This window comes from Geomonas sp. (assembly GCF_056994735.1).
Map to the genome: position 1 here is coordinate 24,164 of NZ_JBXKJL010000034.1, position 17,708 is coordinate 41,871.

At 63.3% G+C, this 17,708-nt stretch carries 9 protein-coding genes; 7 read left to right on the forward strand and 2 right to left on the reverse strand.

The features are described 5' to 3' along the window. Window positions 1-70: 70 nt before the first annotated feature. The 4 genes from gatB (at window position 71) to AC11W3_RS01650 (ending at window position 6,228) form a co-directional block, all read left to right on the forward strand. Window positions 71-1,510, forward strand: a complete 1,440-nt coding sequence (gene gatB, locus AC11W3_RS01635; protein ID WP_484089923.1) for an Asp-tRNA(Asn)/Glu-tRNA(Gln) amidotransferase subunit GatB — start codon at window positions 71-73, stop codon at window positions 1,508-1,510. 73 nt (window positions 1,511-1,583) lie between these two features. After that, a complete protein-coding gene (mtnA, locus tag AC11W3_RS01640) occupies window positions 1,584-2,624 on the forward strand; it encodes an S-methyl-5-thioribose-1-phosphate isomerase (protein ID WP_484092381.1) in 1,041 nt (346 codons plus the stop codon). Continuing rightward, window positions 2,621-5,794 carry a bifunctional [glutamate--ammonia ligase]-adenylyl-L-tyrosine phosphorylase/[glutamate--ammonia-ligase] adenylyltransferase gene (gene glnE / locus AC11W3_RS01645; RefSeq protein ID WP_484089925.1) on the forward strand — a complete coding sequence of 1,058 codons (3,174 nt, stop codon included), beginning with the start codon at window positions 2,621-2,623 and terminating at the stop codon, window positions 5,792-5,794. Before mtnA ends, glnE begins: the two co-directional genes overlap by 4 nt. Window positions 5,795-5,835: 41 nt before the next feature. Continuing rightward, window positions 5,836-6,228, forward strand: a complete 393-nt coding sequence (locus tag AC11W3_RS01650; RefSeq protein WP_484089926.1) for a YbgC/FadM family acyl-CoA thioesterase — start codon at window positions 5,836-5,838, stop codon at window positions 6,226-6,228. A 307-nt stretch (window positions 6,229-6,535) separates the two neighbouring features. Here AC11W3_RS01650 and lspA read toward each other — a convergent pair whose 3' ends face one another. Both lspA and ileS read right to left on the reverse strand, forming a co-directional pair. Beyond that, a complete protein-coding gene (lspA, locus tag AC11W3_RS01655) occupies window positions 6,536-7,021 on the reverse strand; it encodes a signal peptidase II (protein WP_484089927.1) in 486 nt (161 codons plus the stop codon). 198 nt (window positions 7,022-7,219) lie between these two features. Beyond that, window positions 7,220-9,994, reverse strand: coding sequence for an isoleucine--tRNA ligase (ileS, locus tag AC11W3_RS01660; RefSeq protein WP_484089928.1), 2,775 nt, complete (start codon window positions 9,992-9,994; stop codon window positions 7,220-7,222). 221 nt (window positions 9,995-10,215) lie between these two features. Here ileS and AC11W3_RS01665 point away from each other — a divergent pair, with 221 nt between their 5' ends. The 3 genes from AC11W3_RS01665 to AC11W3_RS01675 all read left to right on the forward strand — a co-directional run bounded on the left by AC11W3_RS01665 (window position 10,216) and on the right by AC11W3_RS01675 (window position 17,653). Next, window positions 10,216-12,033 (forward strand): KUP/HAK/KT family potassium transporter, encoded by a 1,818-nt coding sequence (locus tag AC11W3_RS01665; protein WP_484089929.1) that lies wholly within the window; start codon window positions 10,216-10,218, stop codon window positions 12,031-12,033. A gap of 159 nt (window positions 12,034-12,192) precedes the next feature. Then, on the forward strand, window positions 12,193-13,245 hold the full coding sequence (locus AC11W3_RS01670; protein ID WP_484089930.1) for a glycosyltransferase: 1,053 nt from the start codon (window positions 12,193-12,195) through the stop codon (window positions 13,243-13,245). Next, window positions 13,238-17,653: a tetratricopeptide repeat protein gene (locus AC11W3_RS01675; RefSeq protein ID WP_484092382.1), complete on the forward strand. Its 4,416-nt coding sequence runs from the start codon at window positions 13,238-13,240 to the stop codon at window positions 17,651-17,653. The genes AC11W3_RS01670 and AC11W3_RS01675 overlap by 8 nt, the downstream gene beginning before the upstream one ends. Window positions 17,654-17,708: the final 55 nt, after the last annotated feature.

Genomic DNA, 17,708 nt, shown 5'->3' on the forward strand with positions numbered 1-17,708 from the left:
TTCAGCCTGGTTTCTCCGCCTTTCTCCGATTTTCTCCGTGGCTAAACGATTTTGTTTTTGGAGCTCTCCTATGAAATATCAGGTAGTAATCGGGCTTGAGGTCCACACCCAGCTCACCACCAACACCAAGATCTTCTGCGGCTGCTCGACCCGCTTCGGCAGCCAGCCGAACTCCCAGACCTGCCCGGTCTGCCTCGGTTTCCCGGGGGCGCTCCCCGTCCTGAACAGGAAGGTGGTCGAATACGGCATCAAGGCCGGCCTCGCCACCAACTGCACCATCACCCCGCGCAACGTCTTCGCCCGGAAGAACTACTTCTACCCGGACCTCCCGAAGGGTTACCAGATCAGCCAGTTCGACCTCCCCATCTGCCAGCACGGCCACCTGGACATCGAGGTGGACGGCCAGCAGAAGCGGATCGGCATCACCCGCATCCACATGGAGGAGGACGCAGGGAAACTCGTCCACGCCGACGTCCCCAGAATCGGCGACGACTCCTGCGTCGACCTGAACCGCGCCTGCACCCCGCTTCTCGAGATCGTCTCCGAGCCTGACATGCGCTCCCCGGACGAGGCCATCGCTTACCTCAAGAAACTGCACCAGATCGTGGTCTACCTCGGGATCTGTGACGGCAACCTCGAGGAGGGAAGCTTCCGCTGCGACGCGAACGTTTCCCTGATGCCGGTCGGCTCCAACGTCTTCGGCACCCGCGCCGAACTCAAGAACATCAACTCCTTCCGCTTCATCAAGCAGGCGATCGAGTACGAGATGGAGCGCCAGGCCGAGATCCTCGACGACGGCGGCCGCGTCATCCAGGAGACCCGCCTCTTCGACCCGAACACCGGCACCACCCGCTCCATGCGCGGCAAGGAAGAAGCTCACGATTACCGCTACTTCCCGGACCCGGACCTGGTCCCGGTGATCATCGAGCCGAACTGGATCGAGGAGGTCCGCGCCTCCCTCCCGGAACTCCCCGAGGCCAAGCGGGAGCGCTTCATGAGCGAGCTGGGGCTTCCGGAGTACGACGCCGAGGTCCTGGTGGCAAGCCGCGAACTGGCACAGTACTTCGAGGATACCGTCGCCCTCTTCGCTCAACCCAAGACTGTTTCCAACTGGGTCATGGGCGAGGTCACCCGCGCCCTCAACGATGATGGCAAGGCGATCACGGAATCTCCCGTGACCCCGGCTCTGCTGGCCGAGCTGCTCAAGCTGATGGAGAAAGGGACCATCTCTGGCAAGATCGCCAAGACCGTCTTCGACGAGATGTACAAGACCGGCAAGGACCCCGCCACCATCGTCCAGGAGAAGGGGCTGGTCCAGGTTTCGGACACCGGCGCCATCGAAGCCATGGTCGACGAGGTGCTGCAGAAGAACCCGGGCCAGGTGGCGGAGTACAGAGGCGGCAAAGAGACCCTCTTCGGCTTCTTCGTCGGGCAGGTGATGAAGGCCTCCAAAGGGAAGGCCAACCCCGCCGTGGTGAACGAGCTGCTGCAGAAAAAGCTGAAAGGGTAAACGTTTTCCTCCCCCCTTTATCAAGGGGGACTTTAACAGCCCTTCTCAAGGGGCGACCGTCAGAGGTAACAGCATGTCCTTTAGAACCATCGAGTGGCGCGACAACAAGGTGATCATGATAGACCAGACCAAGCTCCCGGGCGAGGAGGTCTACAACGAGTACACGGACTTCAGCGGGGTAGCCGAGGCTATCCGCGGCATGATCATCCGTGGGGCCCCGGCCATCGGGGTCGCCGCCGCCATGGGGGTAGCTCTCGGCGCCCGCGAGATCATCGCAGACACCTTCGACTCCTTCTACCGCCAGTTGGAAAACGTCTGCGACGTGCTCGGCCGCACCCGCCCCACCGCGGTCAACCTCTTCTGGGGGCTGGAACGGATGAAGCGGGTCGCCCAGCAGCATCGCGACCTCGACCTCAACTCGATCCGGGAAATCCTCAAGGCCGAAGCGATCAGCATCGAGCAGGAGGACCTGAAGATCTGCCGGGAAATCGGCCGGCATGGCTGCGCCCTGGTCAAGGAAGGCGCTTCCATCCTCACCCACTGCAATGCCGGAGGCCTGGCTACCGCCGGCTACGGCACCGCTCTCGGGGTCATCCGCGCCGCTCACGATGCCGGCAAGGGCATCCGCGTCTTCGCCGACGAGACCCGTCCCTGGCTGCAGGGGGCCCGCCTCACCGCCTGGGAGCTGATGAAGGACTCCATCCCCGTCACCCTGATCACCGACAACATGGCCGGCTGGCTGATGAGGACCGGGCAGATCGACTTCTGCGTGGTCGGCGCCGACAGGATCGCCGCCAACGGCGATACCGCCAACAAGATCGGCACCTACAGCGTTGCCGTCCTCGCCAAGGAAAACAGGATCCCCTTCTACGTCGCTGCCCCCATCTCGACCCTCGACCTCAAGCTGGCCAGCGGCGACGACATCCCGATCGAGGAGCGGACCGCGTCCGAAGTCACCCATGTCCAGGGGGTACGGACCGCCCCTGAAGGGGTGAAGGTCAGGAACCCCGCCTTCGACGTGACCCCCGCCCGCTACATCACCGGAATCATCACCGAAAAGGGTGTGGTGCGCGGCGACTACGAAAGGGAGTTGAAAGCACTGGTCGGGTTATGAACCGCCTCTCCGACTTCGCAGCCTCGCTCTTCTCTGCCCTGGCGGGTGAAGCCGCCGCCGAACTCCCGCTTCTCCTCGAGCAGGGAGGCTTCAGCTACGGAGCCCGCTCCGCCGAAAACCTGCGCCTCCTGGGGGAGTTGCTTCCCCGGGAGCAGCTGGTCGAAATAGTCCTCGCCGCCCTGGCTACCCCGCTGCCGGACATGGCCCTGAACGGGGTCGAGCGCGTAGCCAACATAGTCGGACGCGACTCCCTCATCGAGCTATGCTCCCGCCGCGCCCTCATCGTCCAGTTGATGAACATCTGCGGTTCCTCCCCCTTCCTCACCAACATCATCTGTAAAGAGAGATCGTACTTCGACCGCCTTTTCAACGAGCGCGACGTCATGCGCCGTCGGTCCGAGGCGGAGATGCTGGCAGCACTGCGCAGCACGGTTCCGGAGGGTACGCCATACCAGGAAGTCTTCCCCTATCTGCGCCGATTCAAGTACGCCGAGGTGCTCCGCATCGCCGCCCGCGACCTCAACGGCCTCGCCCCCCTCGAGGAGGTCACCGGGGAGCTCGCCTCGCTGGCCGCCGCCACCCTGCAGATCGCCTATGAAGCCGCCCTCCGGGAGCTGGTCCAGGAGCATGGGACGCCGATCGCCCAGACGCCGGAGGGGCCGGTCGAGGCGACCTTCACCATCATCGGCATGGGCAAGCTTGGCGGCCGCGAACTCAATTTCTCCTCAGACATCGACCTGATCTACTTCTACTCCTCGGACAAGGGTGAATCGACCGGCGTTCCCGACGGCAAGGGGGGGACCAGGGGCAAGCTCTCGCTGCACAGCTTCTTCGTCAAGCTCGCGGAGATGGTCAGCCGCGCCATCTCGCAGGTGACCGGGGACGGCTTCGTTTTCAGGGTCGACATGGGACTGAGACCCGACGGCAAGGCCGGCGATCTCGCCCACTCCATGCGCTCCGCCGAGATCTACTACGAATCGTGGGGCCAGTCCTGGGAGCGCGCCGCCATGATGAAGGCACGCCCGGTGGCCGGTTCCATCGAACTCGGCGAGGCCCTCCTTGAAACGCTCACCCCCTTCATCTACCGGCGCTACCTCGATTACAACCTCATCGAAGACATGATGTCGATGAAAAAGAAGATCGACGCGTCGCTGGCGAGGTCGCAGGAGTCGGAAGTAAATATCAAGCTCGGGCGTGGCGGGATCCGCGAGATCGAGTTCTTCATCCAGGCGCTGCAGCTTGTCTACGCGGGGAAGGCTCCCAAGCTGAGGGAGAGGAACTCCCTGATGGCCCTGCAGACGCTGCAGGAGTCCCGGGTCATCAAGGAAGCCGACTGCCTGGCACTCAGTGACGCTTACCGCTTCCTGCGCACGGTCGAGCACCGGATCCAGGTGGTCCAGGAGCGCCAGACCCACGCCCTTCCCACCAAGGAAGACGAGATGCGGGCCCTGGCGCGGCGTTGCGGTTATCTCAGGAGGGACGGGATGCAGCGCTTCGTCGAGGCGCTTGAGGTGCACCGGAAAACCGTCTCAGCCATCTACGGCGACCTTTTCCTCTCCCGCGACAAGCGCATCAAGGAGGAGGTCCTTCCCGAGGTCTATTTCTTCCTCGACCCCAGCGCGGACCCGGACCTGATCAAGGACATGCTGGCCGAGCGCCGTTTCGAGAACCAGGAGACGGGCTACGAGAACCTGCTGGTGCTGCGCGACGGCCCTCCCAAGCTGAACCTCACCGAGCGTGCCAGGCGGACCCTGGAGAAGATCGCCCCCCTCTTCCTGCAGGAGGTCTTCGCCTCCCCGGACCCCGACCTGGCACTGGCGAACCTCGACCGGTTCCTCATCTCCACCAGGACCCGCTCCACCTTCTATGCCCTCCTCGCGGAAAACCGGGATGTCCTCAAGGTGATCACCTCGATGTTCGGCATGTCCGAGTTCCTCTCCAAGATCTTCATCGGGCACCCCGAGCTTCTGGACAGCCTGACCACTCGTGGATACGCCTACCTGCGCAAGGAACGGGAGGTCATGGCGGCGGAGCTCGACGGGCTTCTCTCCCAGGCTGACGACTTCGAGGAGCAGCTCGACGCCATGAGGCGTTACCGGCACGAGGAATTCCTGCGCATCGGCATGAACGACGTGCATGGGAAAATGGGGCAGCCCGAAGTGGCCATGCAGTTGAGCAACCTGGCGGAAGTCTGCCTCGCTGCCGCCTGCTGTATCGCGACCGGGGAATTGGCACGCTTCGGCAGGCCGATCGTTGCCGCCGAGGACGGCTCCGTCCATGAGGCCTCCTTCGCCATCGTGGCCATGGGCAAGCTCGGGGGGTACGAGCTCAACTACCACTCCGACCTGGACATCATCTACATCTACGACGGACAGGGGATGACCGACGGCGAGAAGAGCATCACCAACAGGGAGTACTTCGCCAAGCTGGGCCAGAAGATCATCATGATCCTGACCACGCAGACCCGGGAGGGATTCGTCTACAAGATCGACACCCGCCTTCGCCCCTCCGGCAACGCCGGGCCCCTGGTCACCTCCGTCGATGCCTTCATCAGCTATCACTCCACCGAATCCCAGATCTGGGAGCGGCAGGCGCTGACCAAGGCCAGGGTCTGCTACGGAGAGCCCAAGCTCAAGGAGGTCGTGGAGGAGGTAATTGAACGGGCGGTCTACGGGACGGCGGCCGACGAAACGGTGAGGGGCGAGATCCACCGCCTGCGCATGAGGATGGAGAACGAGCTGGCCAAGGAGAGCGAGGGGAGCTACAACATCAAGACCGGCCGCGGCGGGATGGTTGATGTCGAGTTCATCATCCAGTTCCTGCAGCTGAAGTACGGCATCGAGCACCGGGAGCTTCGCAACTGCAACACGCTGCAGGCCCTGGAGGCTATGCGGAAACTGGAGATACTGCCGGAGGAGGAGTTCCAGGCGCTCTCGGAAGGATATCGTTTCCTGCGCCGGCTGGAAAACCGGCTGCGGCTCATCCACGACTACTCGATGAACGATCTCGGCGGCCCCCTCAGGTACCTCAACAAGCTGGCGCGCAGGCTGGGGTACGACGCGCAGCTGAAGAACCCGGGGCAGGCGCTGATGGCAGATTACGAGCGGGTCACGGGTGCGGTGCGCGCGGTGTACGAGAGGGTCTTCTTCCCCATTGCGCCCGCCGCCTGAGCGGTTTTTGTCACCTTATGGCGATCGCGGAGGAGGATTGATTGGAAGTAAGAATCTATTACGAGGACACCGACGCCGGAGGGGTCGTCTACCACGCCAACTACCTCTGCTACATGGAACGGGGGAGGATGGAGTTCCTGAGGGGGCATGGCCTCTCGGTGCGCGAGATGCACGATCAGGGGATCATTTTCCCGGTCGTCGCCATCGAGATAAATTACCGGGCACCGGCCCGTCTGGACGATCTGCTGGAGGTTGAGACGGAGATACTCGAGGTGCGTAACAGCGCCTTCGTGGCCGGACAGCGGGTGATAAGGAAGGAAGACGGGAAACTGCTGGTGGAAGCGCGGGTGACGCTGGCCTGCGTGGGAGAAGGGATGCGCGCCCGTCGCCTCCCGCCGCTGCTGAAGGAACTGCTGGTCTCACTTTCCGCCTAAGGAGTACAGATTCGACGCAAGTGGCAGCTCCGGAGATTCTTGCGTGCGTCGACAAGCTCGGCACGAACGGTTCAACACGAACGGTTTAGCCATCGTTTAGCCATCGTTCAGCCATCGTTCAGTGCTTCGATAGGCTCAGGCTCTGCAGGGACGGGCGCGATCAGCTTTGGGTGCTTCGACAAGCTCGGCACGAACGAAAATGGAGCCTTTAGGTGAGAGGGGCGAACTGAAAAGAGGATACTGAGAAGTCTCGGTATCCTCTTTTTTCATGTCAACGGTTCACCCTGGCTTGTCGAAGGGCGTGGGATTACTTGGGCTGGTTTCTTCGCTCCTCGAGGAACATGTCGAGGGCGAGGAGGAAGACGCCGACACAGATGGCGGAATCGGCTACGTTGAAGGCGGGCCAGTGGTGGCTGTACCAGTGGGCGTCCAGGAAGTCGATGACCTCGCCCAGCCTGACGCGGTCGATCAGGTTTCCGAGCGCGCCGGAGAAGATCAGCGAAAGCGAAACCGCTGCCAGCTTCTGGTCCTCCCGAAGCTTCCTGATGACGGCCACGATAACGAAGGCGGCCACGGCGGAGATCAGGATGAAGAAGGGGAGCCGGAAACTGGAATTGGCCAGGATTCCGAAGGCCGCGCCCTTGTTGCGCAGATAGGTGATGTTGAAGAACCCTTCGATGACGGTGATCGAGCTGTGCAGCGCCATGCTGCGGTCGATATAGAGCTTGGTCACCTGGTCCACGACCAGCACCAGCACCGAAACCACCAGAAGGATGATGTATCTTGATTTCATTCGAGATCCAATTTTGCTCCTCGCCAGAGGGGCATCTCCCCCCTCCCTTGAAGGGAGGGGGCCGGGGGGTGGGTGAAGCTGCCAACTGCAGAAATGGCGGCGCCTTCCCCCACCCCCTACCCCCCTCTCTCAGGGGAGGGGGGAGTGGTTTTGTGCCCCCTCCGCAGAAGGGGCTGGTTATCGTTTAAAGGCGACTGCCTACTTCACCGCCGCCAGGCACTTCGGGCACAGCGTCGGGTGATCCGCATCGCTGCCGAGCTCCTCGCTGTAGACCCAGCAGCGCTCGCACTTGTCGCCGGCGGCCGCGGCAACGGCAATCTCCAGTCCCTCGACCCCTTCGGCCGTGTAAATCTCACCGGCAAGATCGTCTGTCACGTACGCCTGCGAAACGATGAAGATCGCCGCCAACTCGCCCTCGAACTCCTTCAGCAATGCAGCGGTGTCTCCGGACGCCTTGATGGCGACGGCGGCATCGAGGGAGTGCCCGATCACCTTCTTCACCCTGGCAAGCTCCAGGGCCTTCGAAACCTCGGAGCGCACCTTCATGATCTTCTCCCAGCGCTGCGCCAGGGCCTCGTCCTTGTTCGACGGGATGAGCTCGGGGAAGAGCGCCAGATGCACGCTCGACTCCCGCCCGCCCGGCATCGCCTCCCAGACCTCTTCGGCCGTGAAGGAGAGGACCGGCGCCACCATCCTGACCAGTGAGTCGAGAATTGTGTACATCACGGTCTGCGCGCTCCTTCTGGCCAGCGACGTGGTCTTGCTGGTGTAGACGCGATCCTTGAGGATGTCGAGGTAGAAGGCGCTCATCTCGACCGTGCAGAAGCCGTTCACTGCGTGGTAGAGGATGTGGAACTCGCACTCGTTGTAGGAGGTCAGCACCTTCTCCTTCAGGAGCTCCAGCTGGTGCATGGCCCAGCGGTCAAGTTCAGGCATGTCGGCGTAAGCTACCGTGTCGGTCTCGGGATTGAAGTCGTGAATGTTCCCGAGGATGTAGCGGCAGGTGTTCCTGATGCGGCGATAGGCTTCGGAGAGCCGGGTCAGGATCTCCTGGGAGATGCGCAGGTCGTCGCGGTAGTCCTGGGCGGCGACCCACAGCCTCAAAACATCGGCGCCGAACTTCTTGATCACGTCTTCCGGGGCCACGACATTGCCGACCGACTTGCTCATCTTGCGACCCGAGCCGTCCACGACGAAGCCGTGGGTCAGCACGTTCTTGTAGGGGGCGTGACCGCGGGTACCGACGCTGGCCAGCAGCGACGAGTGGAACCAGCCGCGGTGCTGGTCGCTTCCTTCCAGGTACATGTCGGCGGGTGCGCGGAGGTCGTCCCGCAGCTCGAGGACGGCGGCATGGGAGACGCCGGAGTCGAACCAGACGTCGAGGATGTCGGTTTCCTTGTCGAAGTCGGTCTTGCCGCAGGAAGGGCAGCTGGTCCCTTCGGGCAGGAAGGCGGCGGCGTCCCAGTCGTACCAGACGTCGGAGCTGTGCTCGGCGAAGATGTCGGCGACGTGGTGCATGATCTTGCCGTCGGCCAGCACTTCTCCGCAGCTCTTGCAGTAGAAGGCCGCGATCGGAACGCCCCAGGAGCGCTGCCTGGATACGCACCAGTCCGGGCGGTTCTCGATCATGCCGTAGATCCGCTCACGGCCCCACTTGGGAATCCAGTTCACGTTGTTGATCTCGGCGAGCGCGTTCGCACGCAGGTCGTTCTTTTCCATCGAGATGAACCACTGCTCGGTGGCCCGGAAGATGATGGGCTTCTTGCAGCGCCAGCAGTGCGGATAGGAGTGGGTGATCTCCTTGTGAGCCAGGAGCGCCCCCACCTCGGTCAGCTTCTCGATCACCGATTGGTTGGCGTCGAAGACGAACTGCCCGGCGAAGAACTCGATGTTATCGTAGAAGCGCCCGCGGTTGTCGACCGGGTTGTAGATGTCGAGCCCTTCCCTCAAGCCCACCTCGTAGTCCTCCTGGCCATGCCCCGGAGCGGTGTGGACGGCGCCGGTTCCGGCCTCGAGGGTGACGTGCTCGCCAAGGACGATCAGGGAGTCGCGGTCGTAGAACGGGTGACGGCAATGCCGGCCGGCGAGAAGGGGCGCCTTGAAGGTGGCGATGACCTTCCCTTCGGCGCTGATATCCTTCAGGAAGCTCTCTTTCAGGCCGTCGGCGACGATGAGGATGTCGCCGTTCACGTCGAGGGCCACGTAGTCGAGCTCCGGGTGGAGAGCCACGGCGAGGTTCGCCGGAAGGGTCCAGGGAGTGGTGGTCCAGATGACGATGGAAGCCTTCTTCCCGGCCAGTTCGGGCACCACGTCGCCCGCCTCGTCCTTGAGCGCGAACTTGACGAAGACGGACGGGGACTTGTGGTCGGCGTACTCGACCTCGGCCTCGGCCAGCGCCGTCCCGCAGGAGGAGCACCAGTGCACCGGCTTCTTCCCCTTGTAGAGGCCGCCGTTCTCGGCGAAGCGGGCGAGCTCGCGGGCGATGGTCCCTTCGTAGCTGTTGTGCAGGGTCAGGTAGGGATGCTCCCAGTCACCGAGGACGCCCAGTCGCTCGAACTCGGCGCGCTGGATGGCCACGAACTTCTGGGCGTACTCGCGGCAGAGCTTGCGCATCTCGAGCTTGGAGATCTCGTGCTTCTTGGAGCCGAGGTTCTTCTCCACCTGCAGCTCGATCGGAAGGCCGTGGCAGTCCCAGCCCGGAACGTACGGGGCCTCGAAGCCGCTCATCCTCTTGCTCTTGAGGACGACATCCTTCAGTATCTTGTTCAATGCGTGGCCGATATGGATGTGACCGTTGGCATACGGCGGACCGTCGTGGAGGATGTAAAGCGGCCTCCCTTTGCCGGTCTCTTCAACCTTGGAGATGAGGTCGGTCTGCTCCCACCGCTTGAGCATCTCGGGCTCGCGCTGGGGGAGATTTCCCTTCATCGGGAAAGAGGTAACAGGCAGGTTGAGTGTATCCTTGTAGTCCATTTATGCGGCCTCCGCTGTTGATAAAGCCATGAGAAAAACGATTTAAGCTACAAGGAATACCCTGTCATGTCAAGCCTAAAGGGGGAATTTGTGTTGTAATGAATAGTGCCAAGTGCTATAAGAGCGCTGCCAATCTCGTCCCCTCCCCTTCAATGGGGCAGGGCGGGGGACGGGAGCTGGCCTGGCAGCGCGCAGTGTGAAATCGAAAGGGATTCTAGAGCATGCAAAAACACGCACAATCGTACTGGGGCGGGGTCGTCAAATCGATGGGCCTCGTCTTCGGCGACATCGGTACCAGCCCCATTTATACGCTTACCGTCATCTTCGCCCTCACCAAGCCGACCGAGGACAACATCTTCGGCATCCTCTCCCTGATCGTCTGGACCCTGATCGTCCTGGTGACGGTCGAATACGCCTGGCTCGCCATGAGCCTGGGCAGAAAGGGGGAGGGGGGGACCATCGTGCTCAAGGAGATCCTGGTCCGGCTCCTCAAGGGCGGACGCTATCTCGGCCTGGTCAGCTTCCTCTCCTTCGTCGGTGTCTCGCTCCTTTTGGGCGACGGCGTTATCACCCCCGCCATCAGTATCCTTTCCGCCGTTGAAGGTCTGGTGCTGATCCCGGCCTGCGCCAGCCTCACCCAGTCCACGCTGATCCTGATCGCCGCCGTCATCGCCGTCATCCTCTTCGTCTTCCAGTTCAAAGGTACCGACAAGGTCGCCGGCGCCTTCGGGCCCTTGATGGTCCTCTGGTTCCTGGCCCTTACCGTATCGGGCCTCATCGGCATCTACCACTACCCCGCCATCGTCAAGGCGGTCTCGCCGTGGTACGCGATCAAGTTCTTCCTCCAGAACGGCCTCTCCGGCTTCTTCGTCCTCTCCGAGGTCATCCTGTGCGCCACCGGCGGCGAAGCGCTCTACGCCGACATGGGGCACCTGGGGAGGAAGCCTATCGTCCGGGCCTGGTATTTCGTCTTCATGGCGCTGGTCATCAATTACCTGGGACAGGGGGCCTTCCTCCTCGGGCATCCGCACGCGAAGAACACCCTCTTCGGCATGGTGCAGGGAGAATCGCAGTTAGCCTACATCCCCTTCCTGATCCTGACCGTCATCGCCACCGTCATCGCCTCCCAGGCCCTGATCAGCGGCGTCTTCTCCATCGTCTACCAGGGGATCACCACCAGGATCATGCCCCTGATGAAGGTCGACTACACCTCCAGCCATCTCAAATCGCAGATCTACATCGGTTCGGTGAACTGGTTCCTGATGCTCATGGTCCTCTTCATCATGCTGATCTTCGAGAAGTCGGAGAACCTGGCAGCGGCCTACGGCCTGGCGGTCACGGGGACCATGACCATCACGGGGATCATGATGACCATCATCTTCGGGCACACCACCAAGAAGTGGAAGGTCCCCATCGCCGTCTTCGTGACCATCATCGACTTCGTCTTCCTGGTGGCCAACCTGAACAAGCTCCCGCACGGCGGTTACTGGTCGCTGATCCTGGCCGGCGTCCCCTTCACCACCATCCTGATCTGGACCAAGGGGCAGCGCGCCCTCTACAAGGCGCTCAAGCCGCTCGACATCGAGACCTTCATGCTCTCCTACGAGCAGATCTACCAAAAGGGGAGGACCATTCCCGGGACGGGGCTCTTCTTCACCCGTGAATGGCACGTGGTGCCGCCGTACGTGGTGCACTGCATCATCCGCAGCAACATCATCTACGAGCGCAATGTCTTCATCTCCATCCTCAGGACCGACGAGCCTTTCGGGGTCGCTTCCAAGCTGACCAAGGACCGCGGACCCGGCCTCGAGTCTTTCGAGATCTACGCCGGCTACATGGAAGTGATCGACATCGAGGGACTGCTGAAGAGACACGGCATCGTGGAGAAGGTCATATTCTACGGCGTCGAGGACATCCAGACAGGCAACCCGATCTGGAAGATCTTCGCCATGATCAAGAAGCTCACCCCGAACTTCGTGCAGTTCAACAAGCTCCCCGCCAGCAAGCTCCAGGGCGTGCTGACGCGGGTGGAGATGTAGACGCCGCATTTCTGACCTCAGTTGTCAAAACCTTGACCCACCCCTCATTCCTCCCCTGAAACCTCTGGGATATTGAAGCCTTTCAGTCAGCAACTGCCGTGGTACGGTAGTTGCTGACCTGGTTTCGTCGCACCATATCCATTGCCAGAGGTTCTTCAGATGAAAGTATCGATGCCGAGCGGCTCCACCCACGGGTGGGGGATCGCCGGGACCTATCTCCAGCGCGAGATCGCCAAGCTCCCTCCCGTCGAGGGGGTAACGCTCCACTGCATGACGCGCAGCCTGGCCCCGCTCAAGCCCGAGGAGTGGGACTCCATCAATATCGGCTACTGCTTCTTCGAAGACAACATCGAGATCCTCAATTTCGCCCGGCAGATGGGTAAGAAGTGGGACTTCATCGTGGCCGGCTCGAAGTGGTGCGAATACCATCTGAGGATCGGCGGGGTGTCCAACACCTGCACCATCCTGCAGGGGGTCGACCCGGCCAACTTCTACCCGCTCCCCCTCCCCCCCGCTGACCGCTTCGTGGTCTTCTCCGGCGGCAAGTTCGAATTCCGCAAGTCCCAGGACATCGTGATCGCGGCCATGAAGGTCTTCATGGAGCGTCACCGCGACGCCTGGCTTTCCTGCAGCTGGACCAACCAGTGGCCCTTCTCGTTGGCCACCATGGCCAATTCACCCTTCATCACCTACCGCCACGACGAGCAGAACTTCCTGGACCTTCCGCAGAGGACCATCCTGGCCAACGGGCTCGACCCGGCGCGGGTCCTGGCCCACCCGCTGGTCGATAACGCCTCGATCCGCCGCATCTTCGCCGACACCCACCTGGGGCTTTTCCCCAACCGGTGCGAGGGCGGGAACAACATGGTCATGTGCGAGTACATGGCCTGCGGGCGGACCGTGATCGCTTCCGGGACCAGCGGGCACGCCGACGTCATCAACGCCGACATCGCCTACCCGCTCTCCAACTACCGCCCCATGGTGGTCAACAACGATGGCGTGCAGACGGCAGTGTGGGAGGAACCGCTGCTGGAAGAGGTGATCGAGCGGCTCGAGTCGGCCTACCAGCGCCGCGATGAACTGGCAGCCAAGGGTGCCAGGGCGGCTGCCGAAATGAACATGCTGAGCTGGGAGGGCGCGGCGCGCCAGTTCCACTACCTGGCCATGAAGCTTGCCAGCCAGGCCGAACTCCGCAGGATGAAGGGTGTCTAGACCGTCCGGGATAGCCGGAACGAGCTCCGGCCACAGCTTCGCCCGCGCCCTCGACCTGCACCGTGCGGGACAGATCGCGCAAGCCGCCGAGATCTACCGGGCACTGTCGTCCGAGGGAGGGCTCTTCGCCGCGGATGCCAGGATCAATCTGGGCGCCATCCTCGATGATCTCGGGCAGCACGAAGAGGCGCTGCTGAACTATCGTGACGCCCTGGCACTGAGGGAAGGAAACCCGCTGGCCCTGAACAACATGGGGAACTCCCTGATGAAGCTCGGCCGCTTCGCCGAGGCGGCGGAGGCCTTCCAAAACGCGGTGCAACAGGCCCCGGATTGCCAAGAGGCACGTATAGGCCTCGGAGCCGCCCTGCAAAGGGAGGGGGACGCGGCGGGCGCCATCGCCTCTTTCCGGGAAGCGTTGGTCCGGGACCCCGCGTGCGCCGAGGCCCATTGGAACCTCGCCCTGGCGCTCCTCATCGCCGGAGAGTTCAGGGAAGGTTGGATGGAGTACCAGTGGCGCTGGCGCAGGGACTCGTTCACCTCCCCCCGGCGCGCCTTCAAGGAGCCCCTCTGGGACGGCTCACCGCTAAAGGGACGGCGCATCCTGATCCACTGCGAGCAGGGACTGGGCGACACCATCCAATTCATGAGATACCTCCCGCTGGTCGCGTCCGCCGGCGGCGTGGTGCTGGCGGAGTGCCAGTCGCCGTCGCTGCGCCCTCTCCTTCAACGACTGCCGGGCGTGGCGGAGGTTTTCGTCATGAGCGAACCTCTCCCCTCCTTCGACCTGCAGGCGCCGCTTCTGTCGCTCCCCCATCTCTTCGGCACCACGCTGGGCGATCTCCCCGACCAGGTCCCGTACCTCACCGCCGATCCTGCCCGCGTCGGGATCTGGAAACGACGACTCTCCCCTCATGATGGAGTGAGAGTCGGGATCGTCTGGGCCGGGAAGCCGGTGCCCGATCCCTTTCGCTCCAGCACAATCCAGGCATTCGCCCCCCTTGGCCAGATCCCGGGCGTCACGCTGTACTCGCTGCAGGTCGGCGACCGAGCGGGTTCCTCAACGTCTGTCCAGGGACCGGCGCTGATCGACCTCACCCCCCACATTGCAGATTTCGCGGACACGGCGGCGCTGGTCTCCCTCCTGGACCTGGTCATTTCCGTCGACACCTCCGTTGCACACCTGGCGGGGGCGCTGGGGAAACCGGTCTGGCTCCTCCTCCCGAAGGCCGGCGACTACCGCTGGCTTCTTGAGCGCGAGGACTCACCGTGGTACCCGACGATGCGCGTTTTCAGGCAGGAGCGGCAGGGTGAGTGGGCATCGGTCATGGAACGGGTATCCGGGGAACTCAAGGAGGTGGCCTGGCGGCATCTGGAGGAGGCGTCTGCCCGGGACCCTTTCAACGGCTGGCGGATCTACCAGTGCGGCATCTTTCTGGCCGAGCAGGGGAAACACCGGGAGGCGACGGTGCGCTTCACCAAGTCCGCCCAGCTCCTGCGCTCCGACTGGGAGCCCCATTACAGCCTGGCCATCTCGCTGCAGCAGCTTGGGCGGATTGGCGAGGCCAGGGAAAGCCTGCAGAACGCGGTGGCGATACGGGGCGATCTGGCCATGCTGCACGAGGCGCTGGGGATCATCAGGCAGATGCAGGGCGATCTTCGAGCCGCCACCTCCTCTTATGAGCAGGCGCTGAAGCTGGACCCGGATCTGGTGAAGGCCGGATACAACCTCGCCACCGCCTATCGCGAGACCGGCAGGTTTGATGAAGCCATTGCATTGTTCAGGAGGGTGATCACGCTCGCTCCGGGGCACGCTGATGCTCATTGGAACCTCGCCGTGCTGCTACTCCTCAAAGGGGATTTCACGGAGGGGTGGCGGGAGTTTGGCTGGCGCTTCAGCAAAACCGGGCTCGCACCCGCCCGCAGGTGGCAGGACGTTCCACGCTGGGACGGCTCCCCCCTCGTCGGCCGGACTATCCTCCTCTATGCGGAACAGGGCCTGGGCGACACGCTGCACTTTGTCCGCTACGCCCCGATGGTGGCCGCGCGCGGCGGTCGTGTCGTGGTCGAGGTGCAGTCGAAGTCGCTGGCGAGTCTCATTCGCCGGGTCGCCGGAGTCTCGGACGTTGTGGTCTTCGGCGAAGAGCCGCCAGCCTTTGATTGCCAGGCCTCGCTTCTGGATCTCCCGCAGATATTCGCCACCGACGTGGCTGCTATTCCGGCCGAGGTCCCCTATCTCGTCACCGATGCGGCGTCGACGGGCAAGGCCGCCAAGCTGATCCCCCGCGACGGCTCGTTCAGGGTCGGGATCGTCTGGGGTGGCAACCCCGGCCACACCAACGACGCCAACAGGTCGATCCCGCTGGAAAGGCTGACCCCGCTGGCACAGGTCCCCGGGGTTACCTTCTACTCCCTGCAGCTCAGGGAGCGGGAGGGAGAGGCGGAACTGATGTCGCGGCTGGGATTCAGGGACCTCTCCCAGGCCATCGATGACTTCTCCGATACCGCGGCGTTCGCGGCGGAGCTTGATCTCGTCATCACCGTCGACACCTCCGTTGCCCATCTCTGCGGAGGGGTGGGGCTTTCCGTCTGGGTGCTGATCCCGTTCATCCCCGACTGGCGCTGGCTCGTCGGCCGGGACGACTCCCCCTGGTATCCGACCATGCGCCTCTTCAGGCAAGCGGCGGCCGGCGACTGGGATGGGGTCATCCTGCAGGTGCGGGAGGCGCTGATGGCGGTTTCATCCCGGACCGGAGAGGGATCGGCCGAGCTGCACAAGACACGCGGGCTGGCCCTCAGCGGACAGGGGCGGTTCCCGGAGGCGATCGAGGAGTTCCACCGGGCGCTTCAGGGCGACGCCTCGGATTGCGACCTCCTCAACAACCTCGGTTGTGCCCTGGCCGGTGCCGGGAGGCATGAGGAGGCGGTTCAAGCCTACCGGCAGGTGATCTCCCTCAGCCCGGACTTCATGGTCCCTCATTACAACATGGGGAACAGCCTCAAGGTCCTGGGGCGTCCCGCCGAAGCCATCGAGGCCTTTTCACGGGCTCTGGCTCTGGACCCGAAGCTGCCGCAGGGATGGCACAACCTGGCGCTCTCCCTTCAGGATGCCGGGCGTCATGACGAGGCCAGGGCCGCACTGGAGCGGGCCATCAGCATCAGCCCCGGCTATCTGGAGGCAAGACATAACCTGGGCGAACTGTACCACCTGCTGGGGGACCTGGACGCGGCTATGGTTTGCTTCAAGGAGGTCATCAATCGAGATCCCCGTTATATTCCCTCCTGGAACGCGCTGGGGATTGCGCTGCAGGTGCAGTACAAGCTGGAGGAGGCCGCAGAATGCTACCTGAAGGCGCTCTCGCTCGACCCCGACTATCTGCACGCCCTCAACAACCTCGGCTCCGTCAGCAAGGGGCTGGGGCTGCTCGACCGGGCGGTGGCCTGCTACCAGAGGGTGCTGACGATCGATCCCGAGTATGCCGATGCCCGCTGGAATCTCTCTCTGGTGCAGCTGCTGCTGGGGCAATACGAGGAGGGATGGAAGGGGTACGAATGGCGGTTCCGGAAGGTGGATCCGATACCGCGGAAGAGCTTCCCGCAGCCCCTTTGGGACGGCCGGCCGCTAGAGGGGCGGGTGATCCTGCTCCACAGCGAGCAGGGCTTCGGCGACACCGTGCAATTCGTCCGCTACGCCACGGCAGTGGCCCGAATGGGCGGCGTGGTGCTGGTCGAGTGCCAGAGCGAGGCGATAGCACCGGTGGTCGCGACCGTACCTGGTGTGACGCGGGTGCTGGTGCGCGGGGAGGCGCTGCCCCAGTTCGATGTCCACGCTCCCCTCATGAGCCTGCCGCACCTCTGCGGCACGTCTCTTGCGACCATACCGGCCGAGACGCCATACGTCTCCGCCGATCCCCTACTGGCCGACCAGTGGCGCGCCCGGCTGCAGGGGAAGAGCTTCAGGGTCGGGATCGTGTGGGCCGGCAGGAAGAGCTACAAGGACGACGGCAAGCGCTCTCTCGACCTCGGGCTTTTCGCCCCCCTGGCGCGGGTGCGGGGTATCCGCCTTTATTCCCTGCAGGTCGGAGAGGGGTCGGAGCAGGCCGCAACGCCTCCGGCGGGGATGGAGATCATTCACCTCGGTGACGGGATCAGGACTTTTGCGGACACGGCAGCCATTATTGAGAACCTCGACCTGGTGATCTCCGCCGACACTGCCGTCGCCCACCTGACCGGCGCGTTGGGAAAACCGGTATGGGTACTGTTGCCGACCGCCTGCGACTGGCGCTGGCTCCTGGGCCGGGAGGATTCCCCCTGGTACCCGGGCGCCCGCCTCTTCAGGCAAAAAAGGCGAGGCGAATGGGCCGAGGTGCTGGAGCGGGTGGCCCAGGCGCTGGAGGCACTCAGCACGTAAATCCCTCTCGTGCGAAAGCCCCCATCCCCTGGAGGGAAGGGGGTCAGGGGGTGGG